At 67.7% G+C, this 18,689-nt stretch carries 17 protein-coding genes; 7 read left to right on the top strand and 10 right to left on the bottom strand.

Annotated features, from left to right (window positions below):
- Positions 1-117: 117 nt before the first annotated feature.
- Genes GTZ99_RS03645 through GTZ99_RS03625 form a run of 5 tightly spaced genes read left to right on the top strand, consistent with a single transcriptional unit; the run spans position 118 to position 4,481 of the window.
- The gene (locus GTZ99_RS03645; protein WP_161716895.1) at positions 118-1,707 is read left to right on the top strand and encodes an FAD-binding oxidoreductase; all 1,590 of its coding nucleotides are present in this window, start codon (positions 118-120) and stop codon (positions 1,705-1,707) included.
- A complete protein-coding gene (locus GTZ99_RS03640; RefSeq protein ID WP_227711094.1) occupies positions 1,707-2,072 on the top strand; it encodes a c-type cytochrome in 366 nt (121 codons plus the stop codon). Before GTZ99_RS03645 ends, GTZ99_RS03640 begins: the two co-directional genes overlap by 1 nt.
- Positions 2,069-2,473, top strand: a complete 405-nt coding sequence (locus GTZ99_RS03635) for a hypothetical protein (RefSeq protein WP_161716894.1) — start codon at positions 2,069-2,071, stop codon at positions 2,471-2,473. The genes GTZ99_RS03640 and GTZ99_RS03635 overlap by 4 nt, the downstream gene beginning before the upstream one ends.
- Positions 2,474-2,478: 5 nt before the next feature.
- Positions 2,479-4,113, top strand: coding sequence for an FAD-binding oxidoreductase (locus GTZ99_RS03630; protein ID WP_161716893.1), 1,635 nt, complete (start codon positions 2,479-2,481; stop codon positions 4,111-4,113).
- Positions 4,110-4,481, top strand: coding sequence for a c-type cytochrome (locus GTZ99_RS03625; RefSeq protein WP_161716892.1), 372 nt, complete (start codon positions 4,110-4,112; stop codon positions 4,479-4,481). The genes GTZ99_RS03630 and GTZ99_RS03625 overlap by 4 nt, the downstream gene beginning before the upstream one ends.
- A 19-nt stretch (positions 4,482-4,500) precedes the next feature.
- Here GTZ99_RS03625 and GTZ99_RS03620 read toward each other — a convergent pair whose 3' ends face one another.
- Complete coding sequence (locus tag GTZ99_RS03620) at positions 4,501-5,967, bottom strand: carotenoid oxygenase family protein (RefSeq protein WP_161716891.1); 1,467 nt, start codon at positions 5,965-5,967, stop codon at positions 4,501-4,503.
- Between the two features lie 145 nt (positions 5,968-6,112).
- Positions 6,113-6,862 carry a response regulator gene (locus GTZ99_RS03615; protein ID WP_161716890.1) on the bottom strand — a complete coding sequence of 250 codons (750 nt, stop codon included), beginning with the start codon at positions 6,860-6,862 and terminating at the stop codon, positions 6,113-6,115.
- Positions 6,863-7,405: 543 nt separating this feature from the next.
- Between GTZ99_RS03615 and GTZ99_RS16945 the strand changes: the two genes are divergently transcribed.
- Together GTZ99_RS16945 and GTZ99_RS03605 are read left to right on the top strand one after the other, a co-directional pair.
- Positions 7,406-9,502: an ATP-binding protein gene (locus GTZ99_RS16945; protein WP_161716889.1), complete on the top strand. Its 2,097-nt coding sequence runs from the start codon at positions 7,406-7,408 to the stop codon at positions 9,500-9,502.
- Positions 9,499-10,383 (top strand): autotransporter outer membrane beta-barrel domain-containing protein, encoded by an 885-nt coding sequence (locus GTZ99_RS03605; protein WP_161716888.1) that lies wholly within the window; start codon positions 9,499-9,501, stop codon positions 10,381-10,383. The genes GTZ99_RS16945 and GTZ99_RS03605 overlap by 4 nt, the downstream gene beginning before the upstream one ends.
- On the opposite strand, the gene GTZ99_RS03600 is transcribed toward GTZ99_RS03605, so the two are convergent.
- From GTZ99_RS03600 to GTZ99_RS03565, 8 genes are read right to left on the bottom strand one after another with little or no spacing between them, the layout of a single operon-like run.
- Positions 10,380-11,135 (bottom strand): sulfotransferase family protein, encoded by a 756-nt coding sequence (locus GTZ99_RS03600; RefSeq protein ID WP_161716887.1) that lies wholly within the window; start codon positions 11,133-11,135, stop codon positions 10,380-10,382. The genes GTZ99_RS03605 and GTZ99_RS03600 overlap by 4 nt on opposite strands.
- Positions 11,132-12,157, bottom strand: coding sequence for a P-type DNA transfer ATPase VirB11 (virB11, locus tag GTZ99_RS03595; RefSeq protein WP_161716886.1), 1,026 nt, complete (start codon positions 12,155-12,157; stop codon positions 11,132-11,134). The genes GTZ99_RS03600 and virB11 overlap by 4 nt, the downstream gene beginning before the upstream one ends.
- Positions 12,157-13,212, bottom strand: a complete 1,056-nt coding sequence (locus GTZ99_RS03590) for a TrbI/VirB10 family protein (protein ID WP_227711044.1) — start codon at positions 13,210-13,212, stop codon at positions 12,157-12,159. The genes virB11 and GTZ99_RS03590 overlap by 1 nt, the downstream gene beginning before the upstream one ends.
- Entirely contained in the window at positions 13,209-13,916 is a 708-nt protein-coding gene (locus GTZ99_RS03585; RefSeq protein WP_161716885.1) for a TrbG/VirB9 family P-type conjugative transfer protein, read from the bottom strand. The genes GTZ99_RS03590 and GTZ99_RS03585 overlap by 4 nt, the downstream gene beginning before the upstream one ends.
- The gene (locus GTZ99_RS03580; protein ID WP_161716884.1) at positions 13,916-14,752 is read right to left on the bottom strand and encodes a virB8 family protein; all 837 of its coding nucleotides are present in this window, start codon (positions 14,750-14,752) and stop codon (positions 13,916-13,918) included. Before GTZ99_RS03580 ends, GTZ99_RS03585 begins: the two co-directional genes overlap by 1 nt.
- Positions 14,749-15,987 (bottom strand): type IV secretion system protein, encoded by a 1,239-nt coding sequence (locus tag GTZ99_RS03575; protein WP_161716883.1) that lies wholly within the window; start codon positions 15,985-15,987, stop codon positions 14,749-14,751. The genes GTZ99_RS03580 and GTZ99_RS03575 overlap by 4 nt, the downstream gene beginning before the upstream one ends.
- Positions 15,987-18,386 carry a VirB4 family type IV secretion/conjugal transfer ATPase gene (locus GTZ99_RS03570; RefSeq protein ID WP_161717056.1) on the bottom strand — a complete coding sequence of 800 codons (2,400 nt, stop codon included), beginning with the start codon at positions 18,384-18,386 and terminating at the stop codon, positions 15,987-15,989. Before GTZ99_RS03570 ends, GTZ99_RS03575 begins: the two co-directional genes overlap by 1 nt.
- Positions 18,386-18,685 (bottom strand): type IV secretion system protein VirB3, encoded by a 300-nt coding sequence (locus GTZ99_RS03565; protein ID WP_320076622.1) that lies wholly within the window; start codon positions 18,683-18,685, stop codon positions 18,386-18,388. The genes GTZ99_RS03570 and GTZ99_RS03565 overlap by 1 nt, the downstream gene beginning before the upstream one ends.
- Positions 18,686-18,689: the final 4 nt, after the last annotated feature.

Raw genomic sequence — 18,689 nt, 5'->3', positions numbered from 1 at the left:
CTCCTAACAAATCGGCGCGGCAGGTCAAACGGGAGGGAGGGCAGGCTTGACCATGCCGCCGCGCCGTTTTACACGTTTGTGTAAGACGCGATCAGCGCCGATCGAGAGGATACCAGCATGACCACCCCACCCGGTCTAACGGCCGCCGTGTTTGACGATGCCCTGCGCGAGATCCGCGCGGCGGTGGGGGATGAATGGGTATTCACCACACCTGCCGACACGGCGCTGTACCGCGACGCCTATTCGCTGTTCTGGGACGAGCCCGAGGAGCGGCTGGCCAGCGCCGCCGTTGCCCCGGCCACTGTCGAGCAGGTGCAGGCCGTCACCCGCGCCTGCAACGCGCGCGGCGTGCCGCTCTATCCGATCAGCACCGGGCGCAATCTGGGTTACGGCGGCAGCGCCCCGGCCTATTCCGGCAGCGTGGTGCTGGACCTCAAACGCATGGACCGCGTGATCGAGGTGGATGAGCGCAACGGCTCGTGCATTGTCGAGCCCGGCGTGTCCTATTTCGACATGTACCGCCACCTGCAATCGCGCGGATCGCGGCTGTGGATCGACGTGCCCGATCCGGGCTGGGGCAGCATGATCGGCAATGCGCTGGATTTTGGCGGGGGCTATACCGCCAACCCCTATCGCAACCATTTCGAGGCCCATTGCGGCATGGAAGTGGTGCTGGCCGATGGCGAGATCCTGCGCACCGGCATGGGCGCCTTGCCCGGCGCGCAGACGTGGCAGCAATACCGCTATGGCTTTGGTCCCTATCTGGACGGCTTGTTCAAACAATCCACGCTGGGCATCACGACCAAGATGGGTTTCTGGCTGTTCCCCCAGCCCGAGGCCTATTTCACCGCCAGCATCAACCTGCCGCGCTATGACGATCTGCCGATGCTGGTCGACACCATTGGGGAATTGGAGAACGCCAATATCTTCAACGGGATGCCGGGCATATCCTCGCCCGTATTGTTCCGGGGTGGCAAGAACCCGCTGGACTTCCCCGAAATCCCCGAAGGCGCCGAGATGGACCGTCTGGCGCGCGAGACCGGCCTGCCCTGCTGGTCGGCGCGGCTGACCTTTTATGGCCCGGAACAGGTGATCCGCGCCCAATGGGCCTATGCAAAAAGCCGTTTCCCCACCGCCAGTTTCACCGAACACGCGCTGGTCAAACTGCCGCTCTCGCCCGCTGACATGGAGCGCATCCACAAGCCCAGCTTTGGCATCCCCAGTCTGGAGATGTTCGCCATGGGGGCCCGCAGCGCCCATAACCCCAACCCCACCGACGGCCATTTCTGGTTTTCGCCCATCATCCCGCGCACCGGCGAAGGCTTTATCGCGGCCAACCGCATCATCCGCCAGACGTGCCAGCGGCTGGACATTCCGGTGCTGTTGTTCAGCCCGCCGGTCAGCAGTTGGTGGCGCGCGTTCATTCTGGTGATGGCCATCCCCGTGCACAAGGACCCCGCCCGCAACCAGCACCTGCGCGCCGCGGTCAAGGAGCTGATCCGCGTTTGCGCCGATCACGGCTGGGGCGAATACCGCACCGCGCCCGCCTTCCACGACGCGGTGATGGACACCTACAGCTATAACAACCACATCGTCCGCCGGGTGAATGAGCGCATCAAGGACGCGCTGGACCCTAACGGCATCCTGTCCGTCGGGCGCTATGGCGTATGGCCCAAACGCCTGCGCGAACAGGGAGGGCGCAAGTGATGCGCGTGCTGACATTAATCGCGGCGCTCGCCATGGCCACCCCCGCCACCGCCGCCACAGAACGCCCCGCCCCCCGGCCCGATCCGGCCAAGGGCGCGGCGGTATTTGCCAAATGGTGCGCCCCCTGCCACGCGCCGGGGATGCGCCACCCCGGCACGGCGGCGCTGGCGGCCAAATATAATGGCCAATTGCCGCCCGAACTGGAACGCCGCAGCGATCTGACGCCCGACATGGTGGCGCTGTACGTGCGGGCCGGCATCAGCCTGATGGCCCCTTTCCGCAAGACCGAGATTTCCGATCCGCAACTGGCCGATCTGGGCGCCTATCTGTCCCCCCGCCCCCACGCCAAGGGAGCCCGCAAATGAGCCATACCCCCCTGCTGACCCACCGCCGCGCCGTGCTGAAGGGCGGCGCGCTGGGGCTGATCCCGGCGCTGAGCAGCGCGCCCGCATGGGCCGCCATCGCCCCCGGTGTGTTGATCGACGCGCATGTGATCGACCGGCGCGTGTGGCCCGGCGCCTTGCCTCGATCGGACGCGCCGGTGCTGCCGTTTGATGGCGATATCACCGCGCTATGGTATCACCGGCTGGACCCGCGCTGGCGGCGGCCGGGCTTTGTGCTGGGCGGGATCACCGGGGCCGACACATTGTTCGTACTGGAACAACTGGCCCGCACCCGCCACCGCGCCGTGGTCAGCCGCCGCCCGCTGTCGGCCGGTGCCACGCAATGGGTGATCGCGCCCGCCCATCCCTCGATCGCAGGATAACACCGATGGCCGTGCTTCCCCCCGGCGTCTCCGCCGCCGATTTTGCCGCCGCCCTGTCGCAAATGGCCACCGCGCTGGGCGCGGACTGGGTGTTTTCCTCGGATGATGATCTGGGGCCATACCGCGATTCCTTTTCCCCCGTATGGGACACCGCCCGCGAACGGCGCGCGGGCGCGGCCGTCGCGCCCGCTGATGTCGCGCAGGTGCAATCGGTGGTGCGCATCGCCGCGCGCTATGGCATCCCGCTGTTCCCGATCTCCACGGGCAAGAATTTCGGCTATGGCGGGCCATCGCCCAACGTCAACGGCAGCATCGTCGTTGACCTGAAACGCATGGACCGCGTGATCGAGGTGAATGACCAGCGCCACTTTGCCCTGGTTGAACCGGGCGTGTCCTATTTCGACCTGTACCGCGCGGTGCAGGAACGCGGGGCCAAGGTGTGGATCGACTGCCCCGATCCGGGCTGGGGCAGCCCGGTGGGCAATGCGCTGGAACGCGGGGTGGGCTATACCATGGGCCATTTCCGCGACCATTTCGGCGCCCATTGCGGGATCGAGGCCGTCCTGCCCAATGGCGAAGTGGTGCGCACCGGCATGGGCGCCCTGCCCGGATCGCAAAGCTGGCAGGAATACAAATACGGCTTTGGCCCGGACCCGGCGGGCCTGTTCGCACAGGGCAATTTCGGCATCGTGACCAAGATGGGCTTTCGCCTGATGCCCGCGCCCGAACATTACCGGTCAGGCCTGATCACCGTGCCGCGCCGGCGCGATTTTGTCGCGCTGGTCGATCACGTGAACTATCTGTCCGACAGCTTCATGGTGGGCGAGGCGGTGTATGGGTCGCCGCTGGCCAGCTTGATGGGGCGGCCCGATTTCCTGGCGCTGGCAACCAAACCGGGCGGCGCGTCCGACACCGATCTGGACGCGGCGGCCAGCGCGGCGGGCCTGCCCAGTTGGCAGGTGGAACTGCAATTCTATGGGCCAGAGGCGGCAACGGCGGCGCAATGGGCCTATGCCCGCGACCGCATCTGCAGCGCCATCCCCGGCGCGAAAGCGGTGGCTGGCGAGCACTTCTCCCTGCCGCCCACGCCCGACCAACTGGCCAACACCACCCAGCCCTATCACAGCCTGATCCGCCGCAATGGCGCGATGGGGGTGCCGTCGCTGGGCATCTGGAAAATCGTGCGCGACAATGGCCATGTCGGCTTTTTCCCGGTCCTGCCGCGTTCGGGTGAGGCCTGTTTCGACATGCAGCGGGTGATGTGCGACGCGCTGCGCGAATTCCCCCTGCCGCCCTTTTTCAGCGCGGTGACGGCGCCGCTGTACTGGCACACGTTCGCGTTCCAGATGGTGTTCGCGCCATCGGTCAAACGCGATGACCCCGCCCATAACGCCATGGTCGACCGCGCCATGCGCAAAGCGGTGGAGGTGGCGGCCAAGCATGGCTGGGGCGATTATCGCGCCGCGCCGATCTATCAGGATGCGGTGGCCGACACCTACAGCTTTGGCGACCACGCGCTGCGCCGGATGCTGGAAAGCATGAAGGACGCGATCGACCCACAGGGCATTATCGCGCCGGGCCGGGGCGGCATCTGGCCCCGCCGTTACCGAGAATCTCGCGATGGGAGGACCAGCGCATGACCCGCCCGATCCTGTGGCTGATCGCCGCCTTGGCCCCGGTGACACTATACGCCAAGCCCGCGCCCGCGCCATCGGTCCAGCGCGGTCAGGCGGTGTTTGGCAAATGGTGCGCCCCCTGCCACGGGGCGGGCCGGGGCGATGATGGCGCGCCGATGCTGCCCGGCACGGCGGCGCTGGCCGCGCGGTACAAGGGCGCGGTGCCAGCCGCCCTGCAATCCCGCCGCGACCTGCCGGCCGAGGCATTGCAGGTGTTCGTGCGCGGCGGGATCGGCGCAATGCCCATGTTCCGCCGCGCCGAGGTGTCCGATGCCGATATCGCGGCCATCGCCGCCTATTTGCGCTTTACCAGCGCGGGGGCAAGGCGCTAGCCCGCCCCCGCGCCGCGGATTACGCCTGCCCCAATTGTGCCGCGCTGGACCAATTGCCATGCAGCCCCTGCCGGATGCGCACCGGCAGTTTGGCGCGGGCGAATGGGCCTTCGTCCACCCGCTGTGCATCGAAAAAGCACAGTTCGGTGTAATTGGTGACATGGTTGTCGACCAGCGCGATGACATAACCATCGCCTTCGGGCGCGGTGGCGTTGCGCGGGACAAAGCACGGCTCCTGAATGGCGCATTGGGGGCCGGCCCACCACGTCTGTTCCGCGCCCGTGGCCAGATCCTTGTGGCACAGCGAATTGGTGATCGCCATGAACGCCCCGCCCGGGCCTTCGTAAGGCTTGGTCACGTCAAACACCAGCATCCACCCATGGCGATAGGCCTGCGTGGCATAGCGGTCATCGATGCGGGGGAACTCGTCGGCCTGATCGGTCAGCTTCTCGATTCTGTCAAAGCTCTCGCCATTGCTGGCCAGATCGACTGTCCAGCGCGTCAGATAGCTCATCCCGCCGATGGGGTCGAAGGGCGCGCCGGTGACATCGGGGAAAAAGGGAAAGCTGTTTTTCGCCGCGATCGGCAGGTCGAAATGGATGCGCGTCCCGTCCTGAAACGCGTTCATCACATGGCCGGTAAAGCAATTGGCGGGCGCCTTGAACCAGCGGATGTCCTTGGCCGACGCGCCCGCCTTGCGCGGGACCACGGCCAGCCACACCGGCATGGCATGGTCAAAGCCGAAATAGGGCATGCCCTTCTCCAGCCGTTCCAGATTGGTGATGCAGGGCATGACGTTGAACACGGCGTAATCATCGGTCACGCCAAAGTCGTGCATCATGCACAGATATTTGTTTTCAAAGGGGATCTCGAACAACACCTCACCGCTGGGGCTGATCTCGAAATAGCTCATGTCCAGCGTCAGATAGCCTTTGGACATGTATGAAAAGGCGCACATATTGCCGGTCTTGGGGTCGATCTTGGGATGCGCGCAAAAGGTCTGCGCCGCCAGCCGCCCGTCAAACTGGGTATAGCCCTGCGTCTCCAGCGTATTGGGGTCCATCAACAGGCAGGGGCTGTCCTCCTTCATCGCGTAGAGCCGTCCGGCGTGGACCATCACATTGGTGTTGGCCGTGCCGCGGATCTTGCCTGCCACGGATGGATCATCGGTCAGATGGTTGCGATAGGCCCCAAACAACGCGCGCCCGGCGGCGTTCTCGATCTTCCACTTGTCGGTCTGGGCATAGCGCTGTTTGAAATCGACCTTGCCGTTCTTCACGCGGAACATGCTGACCATGCCATCGCCGTTGAAAAACTGATCGTTGGGGTCATAGGGGGTGAATTGCGGGTCGGGGTGGACGCGATGGAACGCGCCATCCAGATCGGCGGGGATTTCCCCTTCGATCTCCACGTCCAGAATGTCGCCCTGCAACCGCAACGGCCGCATCGCGCCCTGAAAACCAGGGTTGGCCGGAAAATGCGCCATGGTATGATCCTCTCCTTTGTATGTGATACATACTAGGTCAGGATCGGCGGCAATTGTTGATCCAGATCAAAACCCCATGCAAAAGAGCGCCCCAGCCACATGGCCAGAGCGCTCCAATTCGAACCGTCATGCCGCCTGCGCGGGCCTATTCGCGGTTGACCGACGGGACAAACAAATAGCCCTCGTTGCGGACGGTGCGGATGATGTCCTCACTGCCGCGCCCGGTGGCCAGCTTGCGCCGCAAGCGCGAGAGCTGCACGTCGATCGCGCGGTCGTAATGCTCGGTCTCCTCGCCGCGCGACCATTCCAGCAGTTGGTCGCGGGTCAGCACCCGGCGCGGATGCTCGGCAAAGGCGCGGAGCAGGCGAAACTCGCCATCAGACAGACCGATCATCCGCCCTTCGGGGTCAAACACCATGCGCAGACCCAGATCCATGCGCCATCCGGCAAACATCAGATTGTCGCCCGAATTGGGCCCGCTGCCCGCGTCATCATTGGCCGGCGCCATCGCCACGGCCACGCTGGTGCCCGCCCGGCGGCGCAGCACGGTGCGGATGCGGGCCAGCAGTTCGCGCGGATTGCAAGGTTTGGCCAGATAGTCATCGGCCCCCATCTCCAGCCCGACGATGCGATCCACATCGGTCCCCACCGCCGAGAGCATGATCACCGGCGGCGCGTCCGGCCCCATGTTGCGCAGCGCGGTCAGCCCGTCCTCACGCGGCATCATCACGTCCAGCACGATGAGGTGGTAATGCTCCTGCGCCAACAGGTCGCGCATTTCGAACGGATCGGCGGCGGTCGCGGTGGCAAAACCGTGCTTGGCCAGAAATTCCGAAATCAGCGTGCGGATGCCTTCGTCGTCATCGACGATCAGGATGCGGGTTTCCATGTCCATGGGGAGGCGTTTTAGGTTCATTCGCCCCTGATACCAAGCCTGTTTGCCCGCCAGTTTTCAATTCCGCGCTTTTTTGCGGTGCAACATGTCAGACATTGCAATGCAGGTGAAACACGCGCGAAATTCGCCCGCAAACCCCACCGCCCAGAAAGCTGGTCATGCGGCACGGACCAACAGTGTCTTGGCACGGCAGCGCTTGTCACAAGCGCCGTACCTGCCCCACGGCGCCCCTTGCGCCGGGGCAAGTGCTGCAACGAAACTCGATGCGGGCGGATCGCATGACGCCTGCAACGATGAAGGGACCGTCGGTCGGTCGGGGTCACATGTCGCACCCGACCCGGCCGGCCGGCGGTACCGGATGGTCGGTCGCCTGCTCAAACCCTGCAAAGGATCGCCGCCCCCCCTGGTCCCTTTGGCAGATTGAGACGGCGGCCGACACCACCGGCCCCCACCGACAGATCACCGATCAGGCCCGCCACTGGCGCAAAACCGCGTCCTGTGGCACAGACCGCCCGCCCTGCCCCGCGTTTCGGAACCCCGCCCATGACCGTCACTGACCTGCGCCGCCGCCTGCCGCTGCCCACGGGCCTGCCTTTTGGTGTGCAACTGATGGCCCTGATCGTGTGCGCGCTGCTGGCCGCGCAACTGGTGACGCTGGGCCTGACGGTGCTGTTCCCGCCAGAGGCCCCGCGCCGCTGGGATCTGGCACAGGTCTCGCGCGCCTTGGCCGGGGGCGAGGTGGCCGACACGCTGGAAGTGCGCCGCATGGCCGGCCCGCCCGACATTTCACAGGCCGGCTGGCTGGTCTCGCAAAGCTCGCACAGCGCGCTGGCCCAGCAATTGCGCCTGCCCGAACACGCGGTGGTGCTGGGCTTTTACACGCAATTGCCGGTGGGCGGGGTGGCCGTGCCCGCCACTGCGCTGTTGAACCCGATGCACGCGCCGGGCGACAACGCCAGCAACGGCATGGCGCTGATTCCCCCCGCCCGCGCGCAGGGGGCTGGCGGGCCGACGCCCGGCGGACGCCTGCCCGGCGGCAGTTTCCCCGGTGGCGGCATGCCCGGCGGCGGTCTGCCCGGCGGTCACATGCCCGGTGGCGTCCTGCCCGGCGGCCTGCCCGGTGGACATATGCCGGGCGGTGGCCCCGGCGCGATGGCCGGACGCGGCATGCCCGGCGGGATGACTCCGGGCGGCACCAGCCCTGGCGCCGCGATGCCCGGCGCCGCAATGCCCGGTGGCGGCGGCGCGCAAATCGCCACCAGCCCCAGCGCCAATATCCAGCGCGGCGTGCCCACCATGGGACAGGGCGGCATCGGTGCCGCCGCCGCGGGCCAAGGCGCCATGGGGGGGGCAGGCCTGTCCCGCGCGGGACTTGGCGCCAGCGCGCCATTCAGCGCGCCGGTGTTGCGCGTGCCGCTGACCATCACGCCACAGGCGCTGCCGACCACCATTGCCAGCCCCGCGCCAATCATCATCCCGTCCGCCGCGCCCAGCGCCCCGGCGGCGCTGGCCCGCCACATCGCGCCGGTGGCCACGCCCAGCGATCTGGCCGCGCCCGCGCCGCATGTCACCACACCCAGCGCCGCGCCCGTACCCGCGCCCGTGGCCCACACCGCGCCCGCCGTTCGCCCGCTGCCGATCCCCTTCCGCCGGGCGAGCGGGGGCATCCTGTCGCTGGCCTCGCCCCCGTTCATCGAAGGCGACTTCATCGCCGCCGCGCGGCAGGCCGATGGCACATGGCTGGCCGTTGCCCCCCGCGCCGAACCCTTTCCCAACCGCTGGCAGGCAAAGGTGATGCTGTGGTTCATCCTCTCGCTGCTGGTGGTCAGCCCGCTGGCGTGGCTGTTCGCCCGCCGCATCGTCCACCCGCTGGAAGGCTTTGCCAAGGCCGCCGAAGCGCTGGGCCGCGACCCATCAGCCACCATTCTGCCGCTGTCGGGCCCGGCCGAAATCGGTCGCGCGGCCTATGCCTTCAATCAGATGCGCCACCGCCTGCGCGCCTTTGTCGATGATCGCACGGCGATGGTCGGCGCGATCAGCCACGATCTGCGCACGCCTTTGACACGCCTGCGTTTCCGCATCGAGGACGTGCCCGAGGACAGCCAGCCCGGCCTGTTGAAGGAAGTGACCGAGATGGAGCAGATCATCGCCCATGTCATCACCTTCATCCGCGATGCGGCCACGCCCGGCCCGCGCGAAACGGTCGATCTGGGCGATCTGGTGGCGGGATCTGTGAATGACGCAAGGCTGATCGGCGGCGACGTGGAATTTGAACAAACCGCCCGCCTGCCGGTCGAGGTGGACCCGGTGGGGATGCGCCGCCTGCTGGGCAACCTATTGGAGAACGCTGTGAAATACGGCACCCACGCCAAGGTGCGCCTGACCCTGCGCGATGGCGCGGCCGTGGCCGAAGTGATCGACAACGGCCCCGGCATCCCCGAAAGCGAATGGTCCCGCGTGTTCGAACCCTTTTACCGCACCGAGGCCGCCCGCAAATCGGGCAAGCCGGGCAGCGGTCTGGGCCTTGCGGTATGCCGGTCCATCGCGCGGGCGCATGGCGGCGATGTCGCGCTGGAACGGGGCGAGGAAGGCTTTGTCGCGCGCGTGTCGGTGCCGCTGGTGCTGCGGGACGCGGCATGAGGGGCGTGTTGCGACTGATGGCGGGCGCCGTGGCGCTGATCGCCGCGCCCGCTTTTGCCCAGACGACGGACGGCGGCGCAGCCGACCTTGGCACCACCACCGAACCGATCCGCATGTGGTCGGCCGAAGTCTCGGGCGGCTATGCCAGCCGCGATGACGGACCAAAGGGCGCCTTTGCCGTCACCGGCCTGACGCGCCAAATTGGGCGCTATTATGTGCGCGCCGCGCTGACCACCTATCGCAGCACGGCGCACCAACTGGATATGGCGCTGCCCTCGACCTATGTGGTGGGGACGCTGGGCGCGGGCGGCAATATCAACAACTGGGTGTTTGACGGCTGGATCAGCTATGGCCGCCAGATCTATGGCCAGATCGACACCGGCCAAGGCACGCGTGCCAGCACCAACGGCACCGGAGCTCCCTATTGGGCGGTCGGTGGCGATTTCGGCCGCATCCTGCCGCTGGGCCGGGATTGGTATCTGACACCCACGGTCATGGTGAACTATGCCTATGACCGGCTGCTGCGGCCTTCGCCCGATCTGGCCTATTGGGCCGATTACCAATCGCGCGAAGCCACCGTGTCAGGCGCGGCCACGCTGCGTCTGGACAAACGCATCGGCCCGGACAAACAGCACCTGATCGGCGTGGCGGCCGGTTGGCATGTGTCGAACAACGGACTGTCGATCCTGATCCCGCCCGAAGCGGGCAGCGGCGGCGCCTTTGACACGCGCCACTATACCGATGGCTGGGCGCAGATCGGCGCCAATGCCAGCCTGCGGCTGAACGCCCGCGCCCGGCTCGAAGGCTCGGTCACGCGCAGCATCGGCGCGGCGGCGGGCGATGCGACCTCGGTCTCGGCCGGGCTGCGCATCGCGTTTTAGGCGGGCACGGGGGCATAGCCCCAGGCCGAGACGTCGATCCCGGTGATCCGCTGCAACCGCGCCATGTCATCGGCCCAGATCGCGCGCAAATAGGCCACGTCATCCGGCGGCGGCGCGCCCAGATCCGGCCCGACATGGGCATGGATCGGCGCGCCATCGGCAAAGGGCGCGATGTTCAGAAACGCGGCAACGCGCGACAGCGTGTTAACGGGGTCTAACGCCAGTCTTATTGTTGTCAGGAACAACAAATTTTCGCGCGGGAACAGCGCCAGCGCCCGCAGGATCTGGGCCGCGTAAAACCCCCTTTCGACATAGCTCCACCGGCGCAAAGCGGTCAGATCGCCCCCCCACAACCGCCGCCGCCCATCGCGGATGGCGATTGAAAAGTCCAAATCCTCCCACCCCCGCGCGCGCTCCATCCGCCAATGCGACCACGCCCGCTCCACCGGATCGCGCAAGATCCAGATCAGCCGCGCATACGGGTTATAGCGTTGAATTCGCGCCAAAGATCCCGGCCAAAAGCCATAGATCGGCGTGGCATCATAGCGAATCCGCCCCGCATCCCCCGCCGCAAACGCCCCATGCAGCGCGGCATAATCCGGCGCATCCCAATTTATGCCCTCATCATCAAATACATGCAGCTCTTTTTGCGCGGGCGGTGACATCTGTGGATGCGCCGCCAAATAGGCGTGCAGCGTGCTGGTCCCGCCCTTTTGCGCCCCGCCAAAAAACAGCCCGACCCGCGCACTCACGCCCCATTTTCCCGCGTCAACGCGATGCGCGATACCCGCCGCCTGCCCCCCACCCGGTCCAGTTGCACGATCACATCCACCACCTGATGCAGGTAATGCACCACATCCGCGCGGGCCAAACCACACCCCGCCTGCAACGCCAACAAGGCCAATTGCTCCACCGCGCCTTCGGGGCTGTCAGCATGGATCGTGGTCATCGAACCGGGGTGACCAGTGTTGACCGCCCGCAGGAAACTGAACGCCTCAACCCCGCGCAATTCGCCCAGCAACAGCCGATCGGGCCGCAACCGCAGCGCCGCCTGCAACAGATCCTCCACGCCCACCCGCGCCTCACCCATCGCGCCGCGCACCGCCAACAGACCCACCGCATTGGGATGCGCCATCATCAATTCAGGCGTATCCTCGATCAGGATCAGCCGCTCCTCCAACGGGATTTCGGCGATCAGAGCGTTCATAAATGTCGTTTTCCCGCTGGATGTTCCTCCCGAAATCAACACATTGCGCCGGTCGCGCACAATTTGCGCCAACCATGCCGCCAATGCGGCGCCATCGCCCTGCGGCGGCGGTGGCACCGGCGCGCGCAGCCCCGCCCGCGCCACCACCACATCGCCCAGCCCGCCCGCACGCGCATAATCACCCAACCGCATCCGCGCCGCCACATGCCGGCGGATGGCAATCGCCATCCCCGCGCGCGTGGCTGGCGGCGCCACCACCTGCACCCGCGATCCATCGGCCAAAGTCGCCCCCATCAAGGGATGCTCACGACTGATCCCCTGATGGTTGGCCGCCGCGATCTGACGCGCGATACGCCACAACCGCGCCTCGTCCAGATCGTCCATTGCCTGCCGCTCGATCGCCCCGCCGATGGTTTCGACCCACACCTCACCCGCGCGGTTGATGAACAGGTCGGTCACATCATCCCGCGCCATCAGCGGCAGCAAAGGCGACAGCCACGCCTGCAAATAGTCCCCATCGGGCGCGGGAGGGGCCTCCACCGGCGAAGCGCGTGGCCATCCCGTCATCAGCGCAACGCCGGCATGCCTGAAAAGTCCAAGTCGCGCGCCACCAGCACAGCGATATTGGCCCCTTCGCGCACCTTGATCGTGTTGCCGCGTTGGGTGCCGGGCACCAATTGCTGACCCAACTGATTGTTTTGTAAAGGATACGTCATCCAGACCGCCCCACCATCCCCCAACCTCGACGCCACATTCACCCCCACCGTCAACGCCGATTGCAAAACCGCCGAGCTAAACCGTTCAAAAGCATGGCTATTCACCGAACCCGTCACGCCCGCGCCGCCCATACTGTCCGCCACCGGAGAACCAATCCGCACCGCCACCCCATCCGGCCGGATCAGCCTGCTCCACATCACCAGGATCCGCCGCTGCCCCGGCGTCGCATCCGCCTTGAACTCACCAATCAACCGGCTGCCACGCGGTATCAGCACCCGCGTCCCGTCAAACCCGCGCACATCCTGCGTCACCATGGCCCGCGCCATGCCGGGACGATCTGAATTCAAAGGGGTTTCCAGCACCGCCGCGATGATTGCCCCCTGCGGCACGGTGGCGCTGCGGGCGCGGATCAGTGTGGCGCGGGCGGTATCCTCACCCGTCATCACCCCACTGCCCGGAGGCCCCGCCGCCCCGGCCCCGCCGCCGTCCCCCGCCCCAGAGGTCAGGTCGATCACCAATCCCACCTCACCCGCGCCACCACGGCCCACCGCCCGTCCGGGCAAAGGCTCCTCGCCCACCAGTGAGCCGGCCGGCATAACCATCCCCGGCCCGACCGCGCTCGGCAAAACCGCCACCGGCGGGTGGTCCTCCCGCCCCACCGCCACGGGCGGGACCGGAGGCAATGCTGCCACCGGCGCGACCTCCGCCACAGCCGGATAGGCCAAAGGTGGCACAATAAAATCAGCCTCTTGCTCCACCACCGGCGGCGTGGCGGGCGGCACGCGCCGGGCCGAGAGCACCACTCCCGCGCCCAGCATCACCGCCACCAGCCCCAACACGCCCAGCGGCACACGCGGCGCGGGCAAGGGCACGACCGGACGCGGATCACCGGCCTCCCGGCTCATGGCCGCGCCCCCTCTGACGGAATGCGCGTGGCCGCCGCTCGTTGCCCGCCCGCCACAAACACCAACCGGGCATGCACCCCCTCGATCACATAAACCCCATCGCGCATCAGCCCGTTGACCAGTGCCAAAGCCCCGCCAGCCCCCTGCGCATAGATCGCCGGCAACCTCCGATCCGCCGCCCAGCGCATGCGGGTAAAGGTGCCGTCATCCGACATTTCCTCGGGCCACAGGGCAGCCTCACCACTCAACCGATAGCGCCCCTGCGCCGCCCCATCGGCCCGCGCGCCGCCGCCCGCATTGGCCCCCATATTGGCATCGCCATAGGTGAAACTCAGCAAATATGGCTGCACCCCATCCCCCGGCGCCGCGCCATACAACGAAAAGCCATAGGCGCGCTGATCGGTAATCACCGTCAGATTGGTCACCCGCCCCGGCGCCAGCGGCCGCACCACAAGTTGATCGGCGCGGCGGTTGGCCTGTACGCTCCACCCCGCCGGATCGCCCAGCGTCACCGTCTCGATCCGTTCATCCGCGCCAAACCGCAACACCACGGCAAAGCCATTGGCCACATGCAGCGCCACCACCTGTTGCGGATCATAGGCCACCGTCTGGATATGCGGATCGCCGGGACCGGGCGTGGGCAACACCTCGGCCCGCGCCGCGCCGCACCACAGCGCCATCAGCACCAACAGGCACCAGCGCATCACCGCACATGCCCCCGCATCCGCCCTACCACACCGCGTGCGGGTTCGGCAGGCCGTTCAGGCGGCGGCATCAGCGCGGCGGGCGCGGCCGGGCCGGGTGCGACAACCGGCGCGGCCACCACTGGCGCGGGGCTGGACGCCGCCACCGGCGTCATCGGCACCGCCTCTGGATCGCGACGGTAACTGGTCACGGCAAAGCCCAAAGGATTGGCCAGCCGCGCCTCCATCGCCATCGGCGCGCCGCTGTACCGCCAGCCCACCACCGCCACCCAATGATCGCGCGCCACCGCGCCGGTGGGATCACGCCGCTCCCGCGCAAACCGCACCAGCGCCGTATTGGCCGACAGTGGCGAAATGCTGGCGACCTGCACCGCCACCAAGGTCCCGCGCGGATAGGCGTTCAGCGGGCTTTGCGGATTGTCCCGCGCCATCGCCGCCAGATAGTCGGCCCGCACCGCCCCCTCGCTCCACCGCGCGACCTGTTGATAGCGGTCATTCAGCGCCAGCGGATCAAACCCCTCGCGCGCGACCACATATTGCGCCAACAGCGATTGCGTCAGCGCCGCGTCAATGCCGATCTGTGGCGCGCGGTCGCCCTGCAACGCCTGTACATGGCCCGTGCTGCGATCCACCAGCAACGTATAGGGCACCGTGGTTTTCAGCGGCGTCAGCGCGATCAACGCCATTGCCTCCAGCCCCGCCACACCGCAGGCCAGCGCCGCGATTGTCCACGCCAGCCGTGTATGCCGCCGCCGCGCCACCTCGGCATTGTCGGCCCAGCCCTGCGCCATGGGGTAATAGCTTTCGCGGCTGATCGCCGCCTCGGCCCCGCTCATCGCCTGATCCCCCCGCTGCGGCGGCGCGCCATGCCGCCGTGCCGCCCATCCGTCCGTCGCCCACCGGGCAAAGGCGATGGCAGTGGCGATAGCGATGGCGCGGCATCCGCCACCGCCGCCCGCGCCCGGGGCCACAGCCCGCGCGGCGCTGCCATGTGCGCCGCCGCCTCCGGCCGGGTCAGCGCCGCCACCCGATCCGCCAAGCCGCGCGCGCGGGGCCATTCGCCAGCGCCAGGCATGGGCAAAGCCGCCGCGGGCATCACAGGAGGCGCGGCAGGCTGGTCATGCCCGCTCCACAAGTTCTCCCTTTGCTCACCCCGCGCCACCCAGCCGCCGCCGCGCCCCATCGCCCACACCAGCACGCCCGCGCACAAGGCCAGCGTCCACGCCAGCACCCACGCGCTGACCACCAACGGCATCACAAAGGGCGCCACCGCCGCCCCGCCCTCATACCCGGCGCGCAACGTGGCCAATTGCGGTTCAACCACCGACAGCATCAGCGCCAGCACCAAAGGCACCACAGCCGCCCCCAGCATCACCCCCACCAGCCCCCGCGCCCAGCCCAGCCAGACCCAGCGCAGCGCGCCATCCAGCACGCCATCGAACACCGCCAGCGCCACGCAAATCGGCCCCACCGCCAGCATCCCGCCCAGCCCGACATGCAGCCCCACCAGCGCCACCAGCGCGGCCACCGCCACCACGCGGGCGGCCTGTGCCAGTCCCGCACGGTCTGCATTGGTGATCTGTGGCGGTTTGTCCGGTGTCAGCGCAACGCGCGGATTGGCGGGCGCGGCACGCCGCTCCCCCTCCACCGCATAGCGCGACCATGCCTCCAGCGCGGTGACCACGCCATCCACCCGCCCGGGCAAGCCACCAGCCGCCACGCCCGCAGGCGCCAGCATCCGCGCCGCCAGATCCTGTGGCCCGCGCAGCGCCGCATTGGCGACCACCGCCTGCCACGCGCTCCATTGCCCGCACAGCGCCAGCACCACGCCAATGCGCGCCACCAGCCCCAGCGCCATCCGCGCCCCGCCGCCATGGCCCAGCAGCCAGCGATAGCCCAGCGCCGCCACCGCCAGCGTGAACAGCCCGGTCGCCCATGCGCCCCCCAGCGCGCCAATGCCCAGCGCCTGCCAGCCCTGCGCCGCGATATCGGCCACGCGGCAATCGGCATAGTCGACCATAGGCGCCACCATTTGCCCGCCCGCCCCGGCGGCATAACCCGCGCAGCCCATCACGCCACCTGCAACAATTGCGGCAACCAGTCGGCCGGATCATCTCCACTGCGCGCCCGGATCTCGTCCAGCAGGCGCACCGTCCGTTCCCGCCCCGACAGCACCGTCAGCACGCCCTCCTCTCCGCCCAGATCCAGCCGCGCCACCACACTGTCGCGCCCGTGCTTCACCAGAAAGCACCGCGAGTCCGCCGGCAGGCTGCGCACCAGCGCGAATTCCTGCGCCGACAGGCCAAAGCCATCCATGTAATCGCCCGCCCGCGCGCGCGGATTGGGGGTGAACACCTGAGTCGCGGTCTGCTCGACAATGGCGCTGGCGATCCGGCTTTCCAGCGCGTCCGCCGCATTTTGCGTCACCAGCCCGACGATCCCGCCCCGTTTGCGGATGGTCTTTTCCCAATCGCGGATGCGCGCGACGAACACATCATCGTCCAGCGCCTTCCACCCCTCGTCCACGACAATGATCGCCGGATCACCGTCCAACCGTTCGTCTACCCGGTGGAACAGATACAGCATCGCCGGCGTGCGCAGCCGCGCGTCATCCAGCAGCGCCGTCATGTCGAACCCCACCGTGCGCTGCGCCAGATCGGCTGCATCCCCGCCCCCGGCCAAGGGCGGATTGTCAAACAGCCACGCATGCTCACCCGTCCCGCACCACGGCCGCAGCCGGGCGTACAGGTCATCACCATGGGGCCGATGCCCACCGCGCAACAGCCCGACAAAATGCGACAGGCGGCGCAGATGTAGAGGCGCGGCGTAATTGGCCTCCACCGCCTCGCGCAATTGGGCCTGTTCGGCGACACTCAACCCACCACCCGCCAACAGACGCAGCCATTCGCCCAGAAAGGCCCGGTTGCCCGGCGTATCGTCCAGCAGCAAAGGGTTCAGCCCGCTGCTCATCCCATGGCGCAGCACCATATACCGCCCACCGATGGCGCGGATAAACAGTTCCCCCCCGCGATCCTTGTCAAAGAACACCGTGCGCGGGGCAAAGCGCTGTGCCTGTGCCAGCAGGAAATTGACGATCACCGTCTTGCCACTGCCGCTGGGACCGATGACGGTGAAATTGCCCAGATCGCCACCCGCCCCATCGCCCGCGTGGAAATTGAAATGGTATGGCCCCGCCGCCGTCGTCTCAAACGTGGTGACGGCATCACCCCACAGATTGCCGGTTGCGCGGCCCACCGCGAAATTATGCCCACTGGCCAGCGCGGCGAAATTGGCCGTCCCGACCAGAGCCCGCCGCGCGATATGGCCGAAATTGCCCGGAAACTGCGCCCAGAATGCCGCCTCCAGCCCCAGATCCTCACGCACGCTGACCAGACCCAGATCGGCCAGGCCGGCCTGCACCTGCGCCACATGGGCGTCGACCTGCGCCGGACTGTCGCCCTCCACCCGCACCGTCAGATGATGTTCGCCATAGGCCGCCCGGCCCGCCGCCACCGCATCCTTGGCCGCCGTCAGTTCGCCCCGCAGGCTGATCGCCGCATCATCGGCCGCCCGCATCCGCCGCAACGCCAGATCCATGCGCGACAGGCTGTCGGCCCGGTCGACAAAGGCGAAACTTTGCGTGACAGCCATCTCACAAGGCAGGCGCAACAGCGCGTCCAGCATCCCCGGAGACGTCTCGGCCGGGTAATCCTTGATCGACACCATCGCGGCAAAGCGCCGTCCCTCGCCCCCGCCAGCGCCCCATTCGACCGTGTCCGCGCCAAAGCTGATCCGCCGCCACGCCAGCGCATCGCCCATATCACCCAGCGGCAGGCGCATCGGCTGCCCCGCGCCGTTCACCAGCGCACCCAGCATCTCCATCACTTCGCTACATGGCCCGTGGGGCGTGTCGTACACCTCCAGCATCCGCGCGCCATAGGGGGCCAGAGCGGCCAGCAATTGGTCCCCCGCCGCCTCAATCCCGCGCAATGCCGCCATTCGGGCCGCCGCCCGCGCCGCGCCATCACCCGCCGCGCCCCGCCACCATGGCGCGCGTTCAGGCCGCCGGATCAGCGTCAGAAACAGGCTGTTGCCATACATCGCCCGCGCCGCCAGCCGCGCCACCCACATGGCGTCCAGATCACGGGCGAAACCGGGCACAAAGTCCGCTTCCCGCGCCGAGACCGGCGGCAAACGGCGGCGCAGCACATGGTGGTACAGCGCATGCCGCCCATCGCCCACCGCCCGCAGCATCGCGTCGCGCAAGGTGGCGCGGTGGTTCAATTCGGCCGTGTCCGCCGTTTCAAACAACAGCCCATCCAGCCGCAGCCCCAGCATCAGCGATCCATCGCGCAGCGCCACCACGTGGTCGTTCACATGGCGCGCATAGGGCAATTGCGCGCCCACCGCCCTTTCCCGCGCGGGATCAGGCGCGCGCGCCCCGCCCCCGGCCCCGCCCAAGGCGCCCATCAGGCCCGATAGGAATTGCATCGCCAGAACCGATGATTGGGCACCGCGCGGCAATGGCGCGCACGGATCACCCATAGGTCAATCAGGCGCGGTTCGCGCCGACAGGCCAGCCACGCCGCCCCATGCGCGCCCAGCGCCAGCCCCACCACCCAGACCGTCCGCAACAGCAGGAATGCCTCTGCACACAGGATCAGGTTGAGCACAAAGAAGCCATAGGTCACCCCGCCGAACATCTGCGGCCGGGTCAGCGCGACAAACAACCGGTCGCGGCGCAGCGGTTCGTCCATCGGGTCGGCCACCACC

This window comes from Novosphingobium ovatum, from assembly GCF_009909235.1.
GTDB lineage: Bacteria > Pseudomonadota > Alphaproteobacteria > Sphingomonadales > Sphingomonadaceae > Novosphingobium > Novosphingobium ovatum.
The sequence above is the reverse complement of the archived record's forward strand: the minus strand, read 5'-3'. Positions and strand labels throughout refer to the sequence as shown.